16 protein-coding genes are annotated in these 14822 nt (G+C 69.7%); 6 read left to right on the forward strand and 10 right to left on the reverse strand.

What is annotated here, in order from left to right; translation table 11 throughout:
• Window positions 1-143: 143 nt before the first annotated feature.
• Both ACZ5WK_RS16805 and ACZ5WK_RS16810 read right to left on the reverse strand, forming a co-directional pair.
• Window positions 144-554, reverse strand: coding sequence for a hypothetical protein (locus ACZ5WK_RS16805; protein WP_465548171.1), 411 nt, complete (start codon window positions 552-554; stop codon window positions 144-146).
• The gene (locus ACZ5WK_RS16810) at window positions 551-745 is read right to left on the reverse strand and encodes a hypothetical protein (RefSeq protein ID WP_465548172.1); all 195 of its coding nucleotides are present in this window, start codon (window positions 743-745) and stop codon (window positions 551-553) included. Before ACZ5WK_RS16810 ends, ACZ5WK_RS16805 begins: the two co-directional genes overlap by 4 nt.
• A gap of 35 nt (window positions 746-780) precedes the next feature.
• Between ACZ5WK_RS16810 and ACZ5WK_RS16815 the strand changes: the two genes are divergently transcribed.
• The 3 genes from ACZ5WK_RS16815 (at window position 781) to ACZ5WK_RS16825 (ending at window position 2555) form a co-directional block, all read left to right on the forward strand.
• On the forward strand, window positions 781-1638 hold the full coding sequence (locus ACZ5WK_RS16815) for a DUF5919 domain-containing protein (protein WP_465548173.1): 858 nt from the start codon (window positions 781-783) through the stop codon (window positions 1636-1638).
• Window positions 1639-1880: 242 nt separating this feature from the next.
• A complete protein-coding gene (locus tag ACZ5WK_RS16820; protein ID WP_465548174.1) occupies window positions 1881-2342 on the forward strand; it encodes a DUF5753 domain-containing protein in 462 nt (153 codons plus the stop codon).
• Between the two features lie 12 nt (window positions 2343-2354).
• Complete coding sequence (locus tag ACZ5WK_RS16825; protein WP_465548175.1) at window positions 2355-2555, forward strand: DUF397 domain-containing protein; 201 nt, start codon at window positions 2355-2357, stop codon at window positions 2553-2555.
• 49 nt (window positions 2556-2604) lie between these two features.
• Here the strand turns inward: ACZ5WK_RS16825 and ACZ5WK_RS16830 are convergent, their stop codons facing one another.
• A complete protein-coding gene (locus ACZ5WK_RS16830) occupies window positions 2605-3465 on the reverse strand; it encodes a hypothetical protein (RefSeq protein WP_465548176.1) in 861 nt (286 codons plus the stop codon).
• Between the two features lie 270 nt (window positions 3466-3735).
• Here ACZ5WK_RS16830 and ACZ5WK_RS16835 point away from each other — a divergent pair, with 270 nt between their 5' ends.
• Window positions 3736-4455, forward strand: coding sequence for a hypothetical protein (locus ACZ5WK_RS16835; RefSeq protein WP_465548177.1), 720 nt, complete (start codon window positions 3736-3738; stop codon window positions 4453-4455).
• 113 nt (window positions 4456-4568) lie between these two features.
• Window positions 4569-4763, forward strand: a complete 195-nt coding sequence (locus tag ACZ5WK_RS16840) for a hypothetical protein (protein WP_465548178.1) — start codon at window positions 4569-4571, stop codon at window positions 4761-4763.
• A 29-nt stretch (window positions 4764-4792) separates the two neighbouring features.
• Here the strand turns inward: ACZ5WK_RS16840 and ACZ5WK_RS16845 are convergent, their stop codons facing one another.
• Complete coding sequence (locus ACZ5WK_RS16845) at window positions 4793-5176, reverse strand: carboxymuconolactone decarboxylase family protein (protein ID WP_465548212.1); 384 nt, start codon at window positions 5174-5176, stop codon at window positions 4793-4795.
• A 324-nt stretch (window positions 5177-5500) separates the two neighbouring features.
• Here ACZ5WK_RS16845 and ACZ5WK_RS16850 point away from each other — a divergent pair, with 324 nt between their 5' ends.
• Entirely contained in the window at window positions 5501-5881 is a 381-nt protein-coding gene (locus ACZ5WK_RS16850) for a VOC family protein (RefSeq protein WP_465548179.1), read from the forward strand.
• A 100-nt stretch (window positions 5882-5981) separates the two neighbouring features.
• On the opposite strand, the gene ACZ5WK_RS16855 is transcribed toward ACZ5WK_RS16850, so the two are convergent.
• The 6 genes from ACZ5WK_RS16855 to ACZ5WK_RS16880 all read right to left on the reverse strand — a co-directional run bounded on the left by ACZ5WK_RS16855 (window position 5982) and on the right by ACZ5WK_RS16880 (window position 14815).
• Window positions 5982-7034: a 2-oxoacid:ferredoxin oxidoreductase subunit beta gene (locus tag ACZ5WK_RS16855; RefSeq protein WP_465548180.1), complete on the reverse strand. Its 1053-nt coding sequence runs from the start codon at window positions 7032-7034 to the stop codon at window positions 5982-5984.
• Entirely contained in the window at window positions 7031-9046 is a 2016-nt protein-coding gene (locus ACZ5WK_RS16860; protein ID WP_465548181.1) for a 2-oxoacid:acceptor oxidoreductase subunit alpha, read from the reverse strand. Before ACZ5WK_RS16860 ends, ACZ5WK_RS16855 begins: the two co-directional genes overlap by 4 nt.
• A 326-nt stretch (window positions 9047-9372) precedes the next feature.
• Window positions 9373-10035 (reverse strand): LuxR C-terminal-related transcriptional regulator, encoded by a 663-nt coding sequence (locus tag ACZ5WK_RS16865; protein ID WP_396324531.1) that lies wholly within the window; start codon window positions 10033-10035, stop codon window positions 9373-9375.
• Window positions 10036-10306: 271 nt separating this feature from the next.
• Window positions 10307-11317 (reverse strand): polyprenyl synthetase family protein, encoded by a 1011-nt coding sequence (locus ACZ5WK_RS16870; protein ID WP_465548182.1) that lies wholly within the window; start codon window positions 11315-11317, stop codon window positions 10307-10309.
• A gap of 232 nt (window positions 11318-11549) precedes the next feature.
• Entirely contained in the window at window positions 11550-13187 is a 1638-nt protein-coding gene (gene nuoN / locus ACZ5WK_RS16875; protein WP_465548183.1) for an NADH-quinone oxidoreductase subunit NuoN, read from the reverse strand.
• Entirely contained in the window at window positions 13184-14815 is a 1632-nt protein-coding gene (locus ACZ5WK_RS16880; RefSeq protein ID WP_465548184.1) for an NADH-quinone oxidoreductase subunit M, read from the reverse strand. Before ACZ5WK_RS16880 ends, nuoN begins: the two co-directional genes overlap by 4 nt.
• Window positions 14816-14822 lie beyond the last annotated feature (7 nt).

Consider the following 14822-nt stretch of genomic DNA (forward strand, 5'->3'; position numbering starts at 1 on the left):
GAGATCACGCCGGTATGGACTGATCAGCTTTACGGGCCAACACCATTGGAGGTACGCACCCCAGAGGACTTGAGCGCCCGTGACCGGATCAGTGACCACGAGCCGCAGCAGCCGACCGGCTCGCGCCGTTCGCCCGTACGGGTTCACGCAGCCACCGACACCGACTGTCGGACCGGCTTCCGGCCGACGACCTGAACGGCGGACTCGTCCGGGTGCGCCTTCAGGTAGTACAGCGGCAGCACGATGCCGAACCGACCGCACGAGCACTTGAAGTCGGTCATCTCGTCGGCAGGATCGGCAACCGGTTCGCCGCACTCACAAGCGGGGTCTTCGCTACTCACGTCTTCGGGCCTTCCTGAGGTCTGGGTTGCGCCTTTCAATAGAGCGCCGGAGACGACAACTCCGGCGCCGACAACGGTTTGCACGGCAAGGACGACGACCACCAGGCGGTAGCCGTACGGCTGTCCACGTATGGCTACTGCGGTCAGCAGCGTGGCGCCCAGGGCAACGACGAACGCCACCAGGACGACGGCCTCGAACCGGTAGAGCCTCACAGCGCCGGGTCCGCCGGCTGTGGATCCGAGTTGGTCGCCACGGGCTCGATCCGGTCCGGATTGACGGCCCACTCACGCCCACCGCCGGGCGGTCGCAGGTAGACCCTTCCGGCCTCCGTCGCCATGTATTCGCCGACTCGTCCGGTCCGCCGGTCACGCACCTGCTCGTGCGCTCGGGGGGTGTAGCGCATGGACGCCTCCTCTCCTTCCGCTGTTGCTCTGCGTGATGAGCATCGTCAACCGGGGTGACCAAGACAGCCCCCAAGGCAAGGACAGGAGGGCCTTGTTGGCTGTAGCGTTCAAGAACGCCCAAACGTCCGGGGGATCACTCTTGAACACCGAGCTTCGGCAAGCTATGGCGGAAGCCAACCTGACGGTCCGGCAACTGGCGGCCCGGATCGGGGTTACACCTAAGACCGTGGAACGCTGGATCGCGGATGCTTCGCTAGTCCCGCATCAGAAGAACAAGATCGACGCATGTGCGGCCTTAGGGGTTGATGAACAGGTGATTTGGCCCAACGCAGTTCGAGCTGCATTCAAGACCGGACCTGATCGGGAGGTGCACGCCACTTATCCCTACCGGTCCGCCTGCCCACGGTCCGTCTGGGGACAGCTCATCGACGGCGCTACGGATGAAATCTTCCTGGCTGGATACACCAACTATTTCGTCTGGTTGGAGCAACCCGCACTACAAAGGACTCTTCGACGCAAAGTCGAAGGCGGATGTCGAGTTCGATTCCTCCTGGGAAATCCGGAGTCCGAAACCACGCGCCAGCGCGAACTAGTCGAAGATGTCGCCCTGACCGTTTCAACGCGCATTCGAATCACGTTGGAGAACCTGGCAAAGCTTTCCGATGCGGAGGGAATCGAAGCCAGGTTCAGTGCCGCCGACGACGGGCCAAACCATGTCAGCCTGTCGGTCTTCCGCTTTGACAATGATGCTCTCGTGACTCCGCACCTTGCCCGGGTGGTTGGACATGATTCTCCAATGCTGCACCTCCGAAGGTGCCAAGATGGTGGGATTTTCGATCGATTCACCGAACATGCCGAAGAGCTTTGGGGGCGGGGAACTGAAACCCACTAGCTGCTTTCTTGGAAAACCAAAGAGAGCCCGTCCGGCCTTGTGATAGGCTCGGCGGGCTAATAGGAACCAAATAGGGCAGGCTCAAACTGTGTTACCGACCCCTTAAGGGGCGCCTTTCTCCAGGCCTCTCAACACGGCTTCGCCTACGCGGCAGGGCAGTTGATCACTGGGGGCGCCTGGGTCCGACGTCACACCCAGGGCGCGCGTTTTGAGCTGGGGCCGGGATCGCCGGCAAGTTGGACGTGGCAGCCGAGATCGATTTTCGGATCCAGCGACAGCGAATCCTCACCGATCTACCCCATCGGGAATTCCGATTCGTAATCCATGAGACAGCACTGCGCTTGCGATTCCCAGGCGATGCCGTGATGAGGGAGCAGCTCCTGCATCTGCTCGATATTTCAGAGCTTCCCAACGTCAGCATTCAGGTCTTGTCCTTCACTGCCGCGAAGAAGCCACCCCACACGGGCCAGTTCGTGCTTCTCGATCCCGGAGCATCAGACCTCTCCACGGTCATTGTGGATCATCCAAGCCACACCGAGTATCTTGGCGACCGGCGCTCGATCGAGAGTTACCGAACGACGTTCAACCAACTGAGCGAGCTTGCGCTGCCTTCCGTCGACACAAATCAGTCCCTGACCACACTCTCCTCCTCCCGCGACTCGTGGGGACTCATTCGACATCTCCTCTACTTGATCCAGACCTGAAGGGCGCGCCCGATGTCCGAACTTCGTTGGCAGAAGTCATCGTTCAGCGGCTCGAACGAGGGCGGCAGCTGTGTTGAACTCGCCTCCGGAGCTGGCGGCCTCGGCCACGTCCGTGAGTCCGACGACCCGGACGTCATCGTGACCACCACCGCCGCCAAGCTCCGCGCCTTCATCCTCGGGGTCAAGGCCGGCGAGTTCGACCACCTCGTCTGACCGGCCCGAGCCGGGGCGGTGGCCGCCACTTCGGCGGCCACCGCCCCCCTCACCAGGGCGCTACGGCCCTGTCGCACGTGGCGCCCGGGCAGCCGGTGGCGTAGGTCTGGGTCACGCCGATCGCCATCAGGTAGCGGTGACCCGCGTAGGCCTTGGCTTTGAGCCCCTCGGCGTCGACGCGCCGCCAGTCGAAGTACACGACCCGCTCGGAGTCCCGGTCCAGATACGGCTTCGCGTCCGGGCCGCTCAGGGACGACCGGTCGTCCCAACTGCCCATCACCAGCGGAATGCCCCTGCCGTCCGCGACTCCGACCGTCAGCGTGATCCCCTTCCGCCCGTCGCCGGGCACGTGGTCGACGCTGACCGTGTTCGGCCGGGCCAGCGCCTCCGCCGTCTGCTCGGCCGTCGCATCGCCGCCCGGGCTGTGCATGTGCCGCAGCTGCTGCACCAGGTTCTTGCCGTCGGATCGCACCTTCCAACCGAGCCCTTCTGCCGCCCGGTCCAGGTCGGCGAGCCGCTGCTCGATCTCGCCGTCGAACGCCGCGTACAGCACCGTCGTCCTCCGGCACACCACCGGTGACCAGGCCGGCTTGCTGCTGAAGGTCTCGCTGCGGGCCTCCGCATGACAGCGGTCGGCGACCGAGCTGTCCAGGACCTCCGCCCAGGGCGCCGCCGCCTTCAGCCGCGCCGTGTGCTCGTCGGCGAACGCCACCGCCCGGTCGTGGGCCTCACGCGTGTCGGCGGCGCGGGCCAGTCCCGCCGCGTCCGGCGCCTTGGGAACGGTGTTCAGATCGTAGAGAGCCCAGGCAAACACCGCGAGGACGATCACCGCCGCCGCCACGACCAGGCCGAGCAACGTCAGCAACACCCGCCGTATCCCGGACCGGACCGAGTCATCCCCCGCGCTCATGGCCACCACCGTAGCCACGGCCTCCCGCCAAACCCCGGCGCGAGATGCCTCCGAGACACCCCCGCAACGGGCCCGAGACTCGACGCAGGTCCACGCCCGCGCGGCCCCGGCAAACTCCGGCGGCCGCACCGGCTCCTCAACAACCCCGACGCGGTCACGTCACGTCCGAGTCAAAAGCTCGCCAAAGCCGTGGCGGCCTCCCCCTCCGCCGCGCTATCAACATGAGAGCAGGACCGCCGCCTGACGGTCCGGGACACGGGGGAACTTCACATGAGCAGCATCCGCGCCGGTAGAAGCACGCTGGCACTCGTCAGCCTCGCGGCAGTAGGCGCGCTGACCCTCACCGCTTGCAACGACGACAACTCGTCGGACACGGCCACGCACACTCCGCCCCCGGCCGCCGCCCCGACGACCCCGGCGGCCGCCCCGACCACGCCCGCCGCCGCGCCGACCACCCCGGCCGCCGCGAGCCCGTCCAGCAGCGCTCCGGCCGGCGCCACCGCCAGCGCGCCCGCGCCCGCGGCCGGCGGCGGCACGGACGCCACCCCGGGGCAGACCTTCAAGATCGGCCAGCCCGCGCAGGTGCAGTTCACCTCCGGCAGCACCAAGGGCGTCATCGCACTCGCCGTCAGCTCGATCGAGACGGGCGACCCGGCCGACCTGGACTCGCTCAAGCTCGGCGACAAGGTGAAGGGCCTCGTCCCGTACTACGTCCACTACTCGATCACCAACGCGGGGACCACCGACCTGTCCTTCACCAGCGTGGACCACATCAAGGGCCTCCTGCCGGACGGCAGCGAGGCCCAGGAGCTGATGATCATCGGCGGCTTCGCCAAGTGCCCGAGCTCCTCGCTCCCGAAGGGCTTCACCAACGGCCAGACCGCCCAGGGCTGCGCCGTCGCGCTCGCCCCGACGGCCACCAAGGTCACGGGCGCCGAGTACTGGGGCTCCCCCTACACCCTCGGCAAGGGCGCCATCTCCTGGAAGTAGCAGGTGCAGGGTGCGGGTGTCGGAGCCGGGCTTCCGCCGGCCCGGCACCCGTACCGGCCGCGACGGCGGCCCGGCGAGGCATCGGGCCGGACCCCCGGGGTACCGTCCCCCTCATGAACGAGTCCCGCCACCCGTCGCCCCGCCCCAACGCAGGGGCAGTCCGCTCCCTCCGGGCCCGCTACGCCCGCAGCTACCGGCTGCGGGTCGCCGCGCTGTTCGCGGGGGTCGTCCGCGATGGGCTCCTCGTCGCCTTCAAGGCCGTGGCGAAGTCGTCCCGCCGCCGCAACGCGGGCGACAGCGACTGCTGACGCCGCGCCGCGACCGGGGCCCACCCTGCTCAGCCCTGCGCCGGCGCCGGCGCGCCCACGGGCAGCAGGCCGCGCTCGCCGAAGACCTTCTTGGCGACGAACGTGGCGTTGAGGGCGCGGGGCATGCCGCAGTAGACGGCCGAGTGCAGCAGCGCCTCGACGATCTCCTCGGGGCCGAGGCCGACGTTGAGGGCGGCGTTGATGTGCACGTCCAGCTGCGGTTCGCAGCCGCCGAGGGCGGTGAGCATGCCGAGCGTGACCAGCTGCCGGTCACGGGGGGCCAGGCCGGGCCGGTCGTAGATGTCTCCGAAGGCCCAGGCGACGACCTGGTGGCCCAGCTCCGGCGAGATGTCCGCCAGTGCGTCGATGACCTTCTGCCCGCCCTCCCCGTCGACGCGGGTCAGGACCTCCATGCCGTGGTCGAAGCGCTCCTGGCGGGTCGCGGCGGGGGCGGGGACGGCGGGGGCAGCAGCAGCGGCGTTCTTCATGAGTGGTCCGTTTCCGCCGCCGGAACGGCAGCTGTTCGTTGCGGGTGGTCCTGCACTCCGGCCGCGGGATTCGCGTCTCCGCCGGCCACACCAAGGACAGTAGGAGTTGGAGTCCGCTCTAGGGCAAGCATCGCCGCAGCGCCCACACGGAGCCCCGCACACAACCCTGCGCATCCCCCTGGCGCAATTCTCCGTACTGTGTATAGTGTACTGCGTACGGGATATTTGCCGACGAGAGGGCCTTCATCCATGCAGATCACCGCTGCCGCCGTTTCGCTCACCGTCGAGGACGAGGCCGCCTCCTCGGCGTTCCTCCAGAAGCACTTCGGGTTCGCCGAGCAGATGGCGGCCGACGGGTTCGTCTCGCTCGGGCGGGAGGACTCCGGGATGAACGTGATCTTCCTGCGGCGTGGGATCGAGGTCCTGCCGGAGGGGTTCCGGGACCAGCACGCGGCCGGGCTGATCCTCGCCTTCAACGTCACCGATCTGGAGGGCGAGGAGGCGCGGCTCCGCGGGGAGGGCATGAAGATCACCATGCCCCTGCTGGAGGAGCCGTGGGGCGAGAAGCTGTTCCAGGTCACCGACCCGAACGGGGTCGTGATCCAGCTGGTCGAGTGGGTTCAGCAGTAGGACCAAGGGCAGTAGCAACAGGGCCGTAGCGGCCGGCCAGTAGCACAAACGACGGCGCCCTCATGACCCAGGCCATGGGGGCGCCGTCGTCGTACGGACCTCAGTCGACGGTCCAGGTGTCGTTCCCGGCCAGCAGCGCGGCCAGCTCGCCCTGGCCGTGGTGGGCGACCGCCGTGGCGAGCTGGGAGGCCATCAGCTCGTCGTACACCGGGCGCTGCACGCTCCGCAGCACGCCGATCGGGGTGTGGTGCAGCGTGTCCGTGTCGGCGATCCGGGAGAGGGCGAACGCCCCGGCCGGGCCGGCGGCATGGGCGTCGTGGACGACCACCGAGGCCTCGTTGCCGGCGGTGACGGCGTCGACGAACAGCTCGCCGTCCGGGCTGCGGAAGACGCCCTGGGAGCGGTCCGTGCCGAACCGGATCGGCTGCCCGTGCTCCAGGCGGATCAGCGCCTCGTCCCGGGTGTTCGGCTCCTTCAGGACCTCGAAGGCGCCGTCGTTGAAGATGTTGCAGTTCTGGTAGATCTCCACCAGCGCCGTGCCCTCGTGCTCCGCCGCCGCCCGCAGCACCGACTGGAGGTGCTGGCGGTCGGAGTCGATGGTCCGCGCGACGAACGACGCCTCCGCGCCGATCGCCAGGGAGAGCGGGTTGAACGGGGCGTCCAGCGAGCCCATCGGCGTCGACTTGGTGATCTTGCCGACCTCGCTGGTCGGCGAGTACTGGCCCTTGGTGAGGCCGTAGATCCGGTTGTTGAAGAGCAGGATCTTCAGGTTGACGTTACGCCGCAGCGCGTGGATCAGGTGGTTGCCACCGATCGAGAGCGCATCACCGTCACCCGTCACCACCCAGACGCTCAAGTCCTGCCGGGACGACGCGAGCCCCGTGGCGATGGCCGGCGCCCGGCCGTGGATCGAGTGCACGCCATAGGTGTTCATGTAGTACGGGAACCGCGACGAACAGCCGATCCCGGAGACGAAGACGGTGTTCTCCCGCTTGATCCCCAGCTCCGGCATGAAGGCCTGCACGGCCGCCAGGATCGCGTAATCACCGCAGCCCGGGCACCAGCGCACCTCCTGGTCGGTCTTGAAGTCCTTGGCGCTCTGCGGCGTGTCGTCCTTCGGGACCAGCTTCAACGAGGGGAACTTCTCACTCATCGGTTGTCCTCCTCGCTCGCCGGTGCGGCCGCCGGGTTGCTCGCCGACTCGTCCAGATTGCCGATCGCCGCCCACAGCACGTCGGCCAACTGCGCCGCCTTGAACGGTAGTCCGCGCACCTGGTTGTAGGACTGCGCATCCACCAGGTACTTGGCGCGCAGCAGCAGCGCCAGCTGCCCGAGGTTCATCTCGGGGACGATGACCTTGTCGTAACTCTTCAGCACCGCGCCGAGATTGGCCGGGAAGGGATTCAAATTCCGCAGGTGGGCCTGGGCGACATGGCCGCCGTCCGCGCGGACCCGGCGGACGGCGGCGGTGATCGGCCCGTAGGTCGAGCCCCAGCCGAGCACCAGCACGCGTGCCTCACCGGACGGATCGTCGACATCGATGGCAGGAACGGTGATCCCGTCCACCTTGGCCTGCCGGGTGCGGACCATGAAGTCGTGGTTGGCCGGGTCGTACGAGATGTTGCCGGTGCCGTCCTGCTTCTCGATGCCGCCGATCCGGTGCTCCAGGCCCGGCGTACCGGGGACCGCCCACGGGCGGGCCAGCGTCTGCGGGTCCCGCAGGTACGGCCAGAACGCGCCGTCCTCCCGGTTCGGACCGGTCGCGAAGTCCGGTTCGATCGCGGGCAGTTCGTCGACCTCCGGGATCCGCCAGGGCTCGGAGCCGTTGGCCAGGTAGCCGTCCGACAGCAGGAACACCGGCGTCCGGTAGGTGACCGCGATGCGTGCCGCCTCCAGCGCCGCGTCGAAGCACTCGGCCGGGGTGGCCGGGGCCACGATCGGCACCGGGGCCTCGCCGTTGCGCCCGAACATCGCCTGGAGGAGGTCCGCCTGCTCGGTCTTGGTCGGCAGACCGGTGGACGGGCCGCCGCGCTGGATGTCGACCACCAGCAGCGGCAGTTCGAGCGAGACGGCCAGGCCGATGGTCTCGCTCTTGAGCGCCACGCCCGGGCCCGAGGTGGTCGTCACGCCGAGCGCGCCGCCGAAGGCCGCACCCAGCGCCGCGCCGATGCCGGCGATCTCGTCCTCGGCCTGGAAGGTGCGTACGCCGAAGTTCTTGTGCCTGCTCAGCTCGTGCAGGATGTCCGAGGCCGGGGTGATCGGGTACGAGCCGAGGTAGAGCGGCAGCCCGGAGCGCTCGGCGGCGGCGATCAGGCCGTAGGACAGGGCCAGGTTGCCGGAGATGTTGCGATAGCGGCCCGGGGGCAGCTTCGCCGGCGACACCTCGTAGGAGACCGCGAAGGACTCCGTCGTCTCGCCGAAGTTCCAGCCCGCCCGGAAGGCGCTGATGTTGGCCTCGGCGATCTGCGGCTTCTTGGCGAACTTGGTGCGCAGGAAGGACTCGGTGCCGCGGGTGGGCCGGTGGTACATCCAGGAGAGCAGGCCCAGGGCGAACATGTTCTTCGCCCGCTCGGCGTCCTTGCGCGCCAGACCGCTTTCCTTGAGCGCCTCCAGGGTCAGCGTGGTCAGCGGCACCTTGTGCAGGTGGAACGCCTCCAGCGAGCCGTCGGCCAGCGGGTCGGCCGGGTAGCCGACCTTGGCCAGGGCGCGCTTGGTGAACTCGTCGGTGTTGACGATGATCTCCGCGCCGCGCGGCAGGTCCGGCAGGTTCGCCTTGAGGGCGGCCGGGTTCATCGCCACCAGGACGTTGGGCGCGTCCCCCGGGGTCAGGATGTCGTGGTCGGCGAAGTGCAGCTGGAAGGACGAGACACCCGGCAGCGTCCCGGCAGGGGCCCGGATCTCGGCCGGGAAGTTGGGCAGGGTGGAGAGGTCGTTTCCGAAGGACGCCGTCTCCGAGGTGAATCGGTCACCGGTGAGCTGCATCCCGTCGCCGGAGTCTCCGGCGAACCGGATGATCACCCGGTCCAGTCTGCGGATCGGCTTGGCGCGCCTGGGCTGCGGACTCGTCGGCGCGGCGACACCGGAACGGTCCTCACCCGTCCCGGAGCGGCCCTGACCGCCGTCCGAGCCGTCCACTGCTTCTGACTGATCGACCTGACTGGTCACTGCCGCGGACCTCCTCGTGGGCACCAGCCGCGGGCGTGAGCCGTGTGCCCCGTCCGCCTGGTGCACCTCTCGCATCCTATGCGGGTAAGGATTGCCTTGGACGGAACTACCGGATGCGGCGGCAAATCGCTGCCACATTGGGTACAACGCCTTGAATCCGCGCTCCCATACCGGGCCGGAGTACCGGCACGGGAGTGCGGGCCGGGGAATGCCGGCACGGCGTGCGAGCCCGGGAATACCGGCCCCGGCGTACCGGCACAGGAGTGCGGGCCGGGGAATGCCGGCCCGGGAATACCGGCCCCGGTGTACCGGCCCGGGAGTGCGGGCTAGGAGTTCAGGTAGGTGAGCACCGCCAGCACCCGGCGGTGGTCCTCCGGGCTCTGGGCCAGACCCAGCTTGAGGAAGATGTTGCTGACGTGCTTCTCCACCGCGCCGTCCGAGACCACCAGCTGCTTGGCCACCGCGGTGTTGGTCCGGCCCTCGGCCATCAGCCCGAGCACCTCGCGCTCGCGCGGGGTCAGCCCGGCCAGCACGTCACTCTTGCGGCTGCGGCTGAGCAGCTGCTGCACGACCTCCGGGTCCAGCGCGGTGCCGCCCCCGGCGACCCGGACCACCGCGTCCACGAACTCGCGCACCTCGGCGACCCGGTCCTTCAGCAGGTAGCCCACACCCCGGGTGGAGCCGGCCAGCAGCTCGGAGGCGTACCGCTCCTCCACGTACTGCGAGAGCACCAGCACGCCCAGCTCCGGGTAGAGACCACGGAGCGTGACGCAGGCGCGGACGCCCTCGTCGGTGTGGGTGGGGGGCATCCGGACGTCGGCGACCACCACGTCGGGCAGCGCACCGTCGGCGGCCAGGTCGTGGACGGCCTTCAGCAGCGCCTCGCCGTCCCCGACGCCCGCCACGACCTCCAGACCCCGGTCGGTGAGCAGCCTGGTCAGGCCCTCCCGCAGCAGTACGGAGTCCTCGGCGATGACGACGCGAAGCATGGTGGCCTTCCGGGTTGGTACGGCTGCGGGCTGGGCTGACGGGTGTCAGTCTTCCCTACTCGTAAGGCCGTCGGGCAATAAATCGCACCGGGCTGCACCACCGGGCACCACCGGGCAGGGACGGAGGACCAACCGGGCCGCACCGGAGCACCGCCCGGCACGGCCGAACACCGCCCGGCACGGCCGAGGGCCGCCAGGCACGGCCGAGGACCGCCGGGCGCCGAGGCCGGATCGCCGCGCGCGACGGCACCCCGGCCCCCGGCCGCCCGCCTCACATGGTGCGGATGGCCACCGCGTCGCACAGGCCCTGCAGCGCCGCCTTGGCGGCGCCGTCCGGCAGCGGGTCGAGCAGCGCGCGGGCCTCCTCCGCGTGTCGCAGCGTCTCCCGGCGGGCGTGCTCCAGCGCCGGGTGGCGGCGCAGCAGCCGCAGCGCCTCGGCGTGCCGCTCGTCGTCGCCGAGGTCGCCGTCGATCAGCTCGCGCAGCCGCAGGTCGGCCGGGTCGGACTCGTCCACCGGCATCTGCCGGAGCAGCAGGGTGGGCAGGGTCGGCACGCCCTCGCGCAGGTCGGTCCCGGGAGTCTTGCCGGACTCGTGGCCGTCACTGGCGATGTCGAGCACGTCGTCGGCCAGCTGGAACGCGATGCCGATGCGCTCGCCGTAGGCGCTGAGGATGTCCGTCACCCAGGGCTCGGCACCGGCCAGCAGTGCTCCTATCCGGCAGGAGACGGCGATCAGCGAGCCGGTCTTGCCGGCCAGCACGTCCAGGTAGTGGCGCAGCGGGTCGTCGTCCGGGCCGGGGCCGGCGGTCTCCAGGATCTGACCGGTGACCAGCCGCTCGAAGGCGTCGGCCTGTACGCGGACGGCATCGGGGCCGAGGTCGGAGAGCACCTGGGAGGCGCGGGAGAAGAGGAAGTCACCGGTGAGGATGGCGACCGAGTTGTCCCAGCGCGAGTTGGCACTGGGGGCGCCGCGGCGAACGGGGGCCTCGTCCATCACGTCGTCGTGGTACAGCGTCGCGAGGTGGGTCAGCTCGACGACGACGGCGGCCGGCACCACGCCGGGCGCGTTGGCGTCGCCGAACTGGGCGGCGAGCATCACCAGCAGGGGGCGGAAGCGCTTGCCGCCCGCTTCCATCAGGTGGCTGGCGGTGACGGTGATGAAGGGGACGTCGCTCTTGACGGCCTCCATGAGCGCCGCCTCCACCGCGTCCATCCCGGCCTGGACGTCACGGGTCAGATCGCGGTCCTGCACGCTGAGCCCAAAGGGTCCCACGACGGTCACGAAGACCACTCCTCTGTCCCTGGTCGATCTAGCGGCCTGGTCCCTGAGTGCCGCCGCTTGGCCATACAGGCAGGGTATCCGGTCGCGAGTGGATCACTGCACGGGCGTGCGGGTCCTGTCATGGTCGGGCTGGACCCGCAGGTCGGAGCCGGTCCGGAAGCGGCGCGTCCGGACCGCGCGGAGTGTTGCGCGGCCCGGACGGTGAAGCGCCGACGGGTGATCGGCCCGGGGCTCAGCGGACGAAGAGCGAGGCCTTCGACGCCAGGTCCAGGAAGTACTGCGGAAGCAGGCCGAGGCCGAGGGTGACGAGGACGCCGAAGCCGATCGCGGTGGCCGTGAAGGCGCTCGGGATGGCCACGGTCGGGCCGCCCGGCTGCGGGTCGGAGAAGAACATCAGCACGATCACCCGGATGTAGAAGAACGCGGCCACCGCCGAGCTGAGCACACCGACGATCACCAGCGGGGTCGCCCCGCCGGCTGCGGCGGCCTGGAAGACCGCGAACTTCCCGGTGAAGCCCGAGGTGAGCGGGATGCCCGCGAAGGCCAGCAGGAAGAGCGCGAACACGGCCGCGACCAGCGGCGAGCGCCGGCCCAGCCCTGCCCAGCTGGACAGGTGGGTCGCCTCGCCCTTGGAGTCGCGCACCAGGGTGACCACGGCGAAGGCGCCGAGCGTCACGAAGGAGTACGCCAGCAGGTAGAACAGCACCGAGCTGAGGCCCTGCTTGTTGGTGGCGATCACGCCGGTCAGGATGAAACCGGCGTGCGCGATGGAGGAGTAGGCGAGCAGCCGCTTCACGTCCTGCTGGGTGACGGCCAGGACGGCGCCGACCACCATCGTCAGGATCGCCACGCCCCAGAGCACCGGCCGCCAGTCCAGCCGCAGACCGGGGAAGGCCACGTAGAACAGCCGGAGGAGGGCGCCGAACGCGGCCACCTTGGTCGCGGCCGCCATGAAACCGGTGACCGGGGTCGGCGCGCCCTGGTAGACGTCCGGGGTCCACGAGTGGAACGGCACCGCGCCGACCTTGAAGAGCAGGCCGACCGCGAGCATCGCCAGGCCCACCAGCAGCAGCGCGTCGTTCTGGGTGGTGGAGAGGAGCGCCGGGGTGGCCAGCGCCTTGCCGGAGATGACGTCGGCGATGTCGCCCAGCCGGACGCTGCCCGCGTACCCGTACAGCAGGGCGGTGCCGAACAGGAAGAACGCCGAGGCGAAGGCCCCGAGGAGGAAGTACTTGACCGCCGCCTCCTGGGAGAGCAGCCGGCGGCGCCGGGCCAGCGCGCAGAGCAGGTAGAGGGGGAGGGAGAAGACCTCCAGCGCCACGAACATGGTCAGCAGGTCGTTGGCGGCGGGGAAGAGCAGCATCCCGCCGACCGCGAACATGGTGAGCGGGAAGACCTCGCTGGTGGCGAAGCCCGCCCGGACTGCGGCGCGCTCCTGCTCGCCGCCCGGCGTGGCGGCGGCCTGCGCGGCGAAGGCGTCGGCCGGCTCACCGCCCGCCTTGGGCTCCAGCTTCCGCTCGGCGTAGGTGAGCACCGCGACCACGGCGGCCAGCAGGATCACGCCCTGCAGGAAGAGCGCCGGGCCGTCGAGCGCGACCGAGCCCATCGCCAGCAGGTCGACCTTGGTGGAGCCGTAACCCTGGGAGGCGAGCACCACCACGGCGGTGAACGCTCCGGCCAGGCCGAGCAGGGCCAGCCAGACCTGCGCCCAGTGCCGGTGCCGGCGGGGCAGGAAGGCCTCCAGCAGGATGCCGGCCACGGCGGTGCCGAAGACCACCAGCATCGGGGAGAGCTGTCCGTACTCGACATGCGGCGCCGGGATGCTCTGGGTGTTGCCGCCGGCGGCGGCGAGCCATCCGGTGGTGCTCACTTGTGCTCACCTCCTGAGGTGGCGTCTCCGTGGGCGGCGACCGGGTGGGCCGGCGCCGGGTCGGACTGGTGGACCTGCGAGAGGGTCGCGTCCACCGCCGGGTTGACGATGTCGGTGAGCGGCTTCGGGTAGACGCCGAGCAGGACGGTCAGGGCCAGCAGCGGGGCGACCACCACGAGTTCGCGCACCTTGAGGTCGGGCATGGTGCGCACGCTCTCCTTGACCGGGCCGGTCATGGTGCGCTGGTAGAGCAGCAGGGCGTAGAGCGCGGCGAGCACGATGCCGAAGGTGGCGACGATGCCGATCGCCGGGTACCGGGTGAACGTGCCGACCAGGACGAGGAACTCGCTGACGAACGGCGCCAGGCCGGGCAGCGAGAGGGTGGCCAGGCCGCCGATCAGGAACGTCCCCGCGAGCACCGGGGCGACCTTCTGCACACCGCCGTAGTCGGCGATCAGCCGGGAGCCGCGGCGGGAGATCAGGAAGCCGGCCACCAGCATCCACGCGGCGGTGGAGATGCCGTGGTTGACCATGTAGAGGGTGGCTCCGCTCTGGCCCTGGCTGGTCAGCGCGAAGATGCCCATGATGATGAAGCCGAAGTGCGAGATGGAGGCGTAGGCGACCAGCCGCTTGATGTCCTTCTGGCCGATGGCGACCAACGCGCCGTAGATGATCCCGATCGCCGAGAGGACGAGGATCGCCGGGGCGAAGGTCTTCGAGGCGTCCGGAAAGAGGCCGAGGCAGAAGCGGAGCATCGCGAAGGTGCCGACCTTGTCGACCACCGCGGTGATCAGCACGGCCGTTCCGGCGGTGGACTCGCCCATCGCGTTCGGCAGCCAGGTGTGCAGCGGCCAGAGCGGGGCCTTCACGGCGAAGGCGAAGAAGAAACCGAGGAACAGCGCCTTCTCGGCGGTGCCGCTGAGCACCAGCCTGCCGTCGGCGATCGCGCCGGTCAGCGTCGGGAGGTCGAAGGTGGCGAAGCCCTGGTCCTGCGCTATCACGTACAGGCCGATCACGGCGGCCAGCATGATCAGGCCGCCGAGCAGGTTGTAGAGCAGGAACTTCACCGCGGCGTACGAGCGCTGACGCGCCGACTCGGGCCCGCCCGCCTTGTCGCCGAAGCCGCCGATCAGGAAGTACATCGGGATCAGCATGGCTTCGAAGAAGACGTAGAAGACGAAGACGTCGGTGGCGTAGAAGGAGACGATCACCATCGCCTCGACCGCCAGGATCAGGGCGAAGAAGCCCTGGGTGCGCCTGCGGTTCTCGAAGGTGCCGTCCGGCGCGGCCGGCGCCGGGTCGGCGTCGTGCCAGGAGGCCAGCATCACGATCGGCACGAGCACGGCGGTGAGCAGCGCCAGCACGGTGCCGATGCCGTCCACGCCGAGCGAGAAGGTGATGCCGAAGGAGCGGATCCAGCTGTAGGACTCGGTCAGCTGGTACCGCGCGCCGCCCGGATCGAACTGCCCGGCCACGGCGGCGGCCAGGGCCAGGGTGACGGCCGAGACGCCGAGCGCGACGGCCTTGGTGGTCCGCCGCCGGGCCTCGGTGGACCCGGCGGGCAGTGCGGCGGTGAGCACCGCGCCGGCCGCCGGGACGGCGCAGGTGGCGGACAGCAGGGCACTCATCGCCACA

The organism is Kitasatospora sp. NPDC032757 (assembly GCF_055579305.1).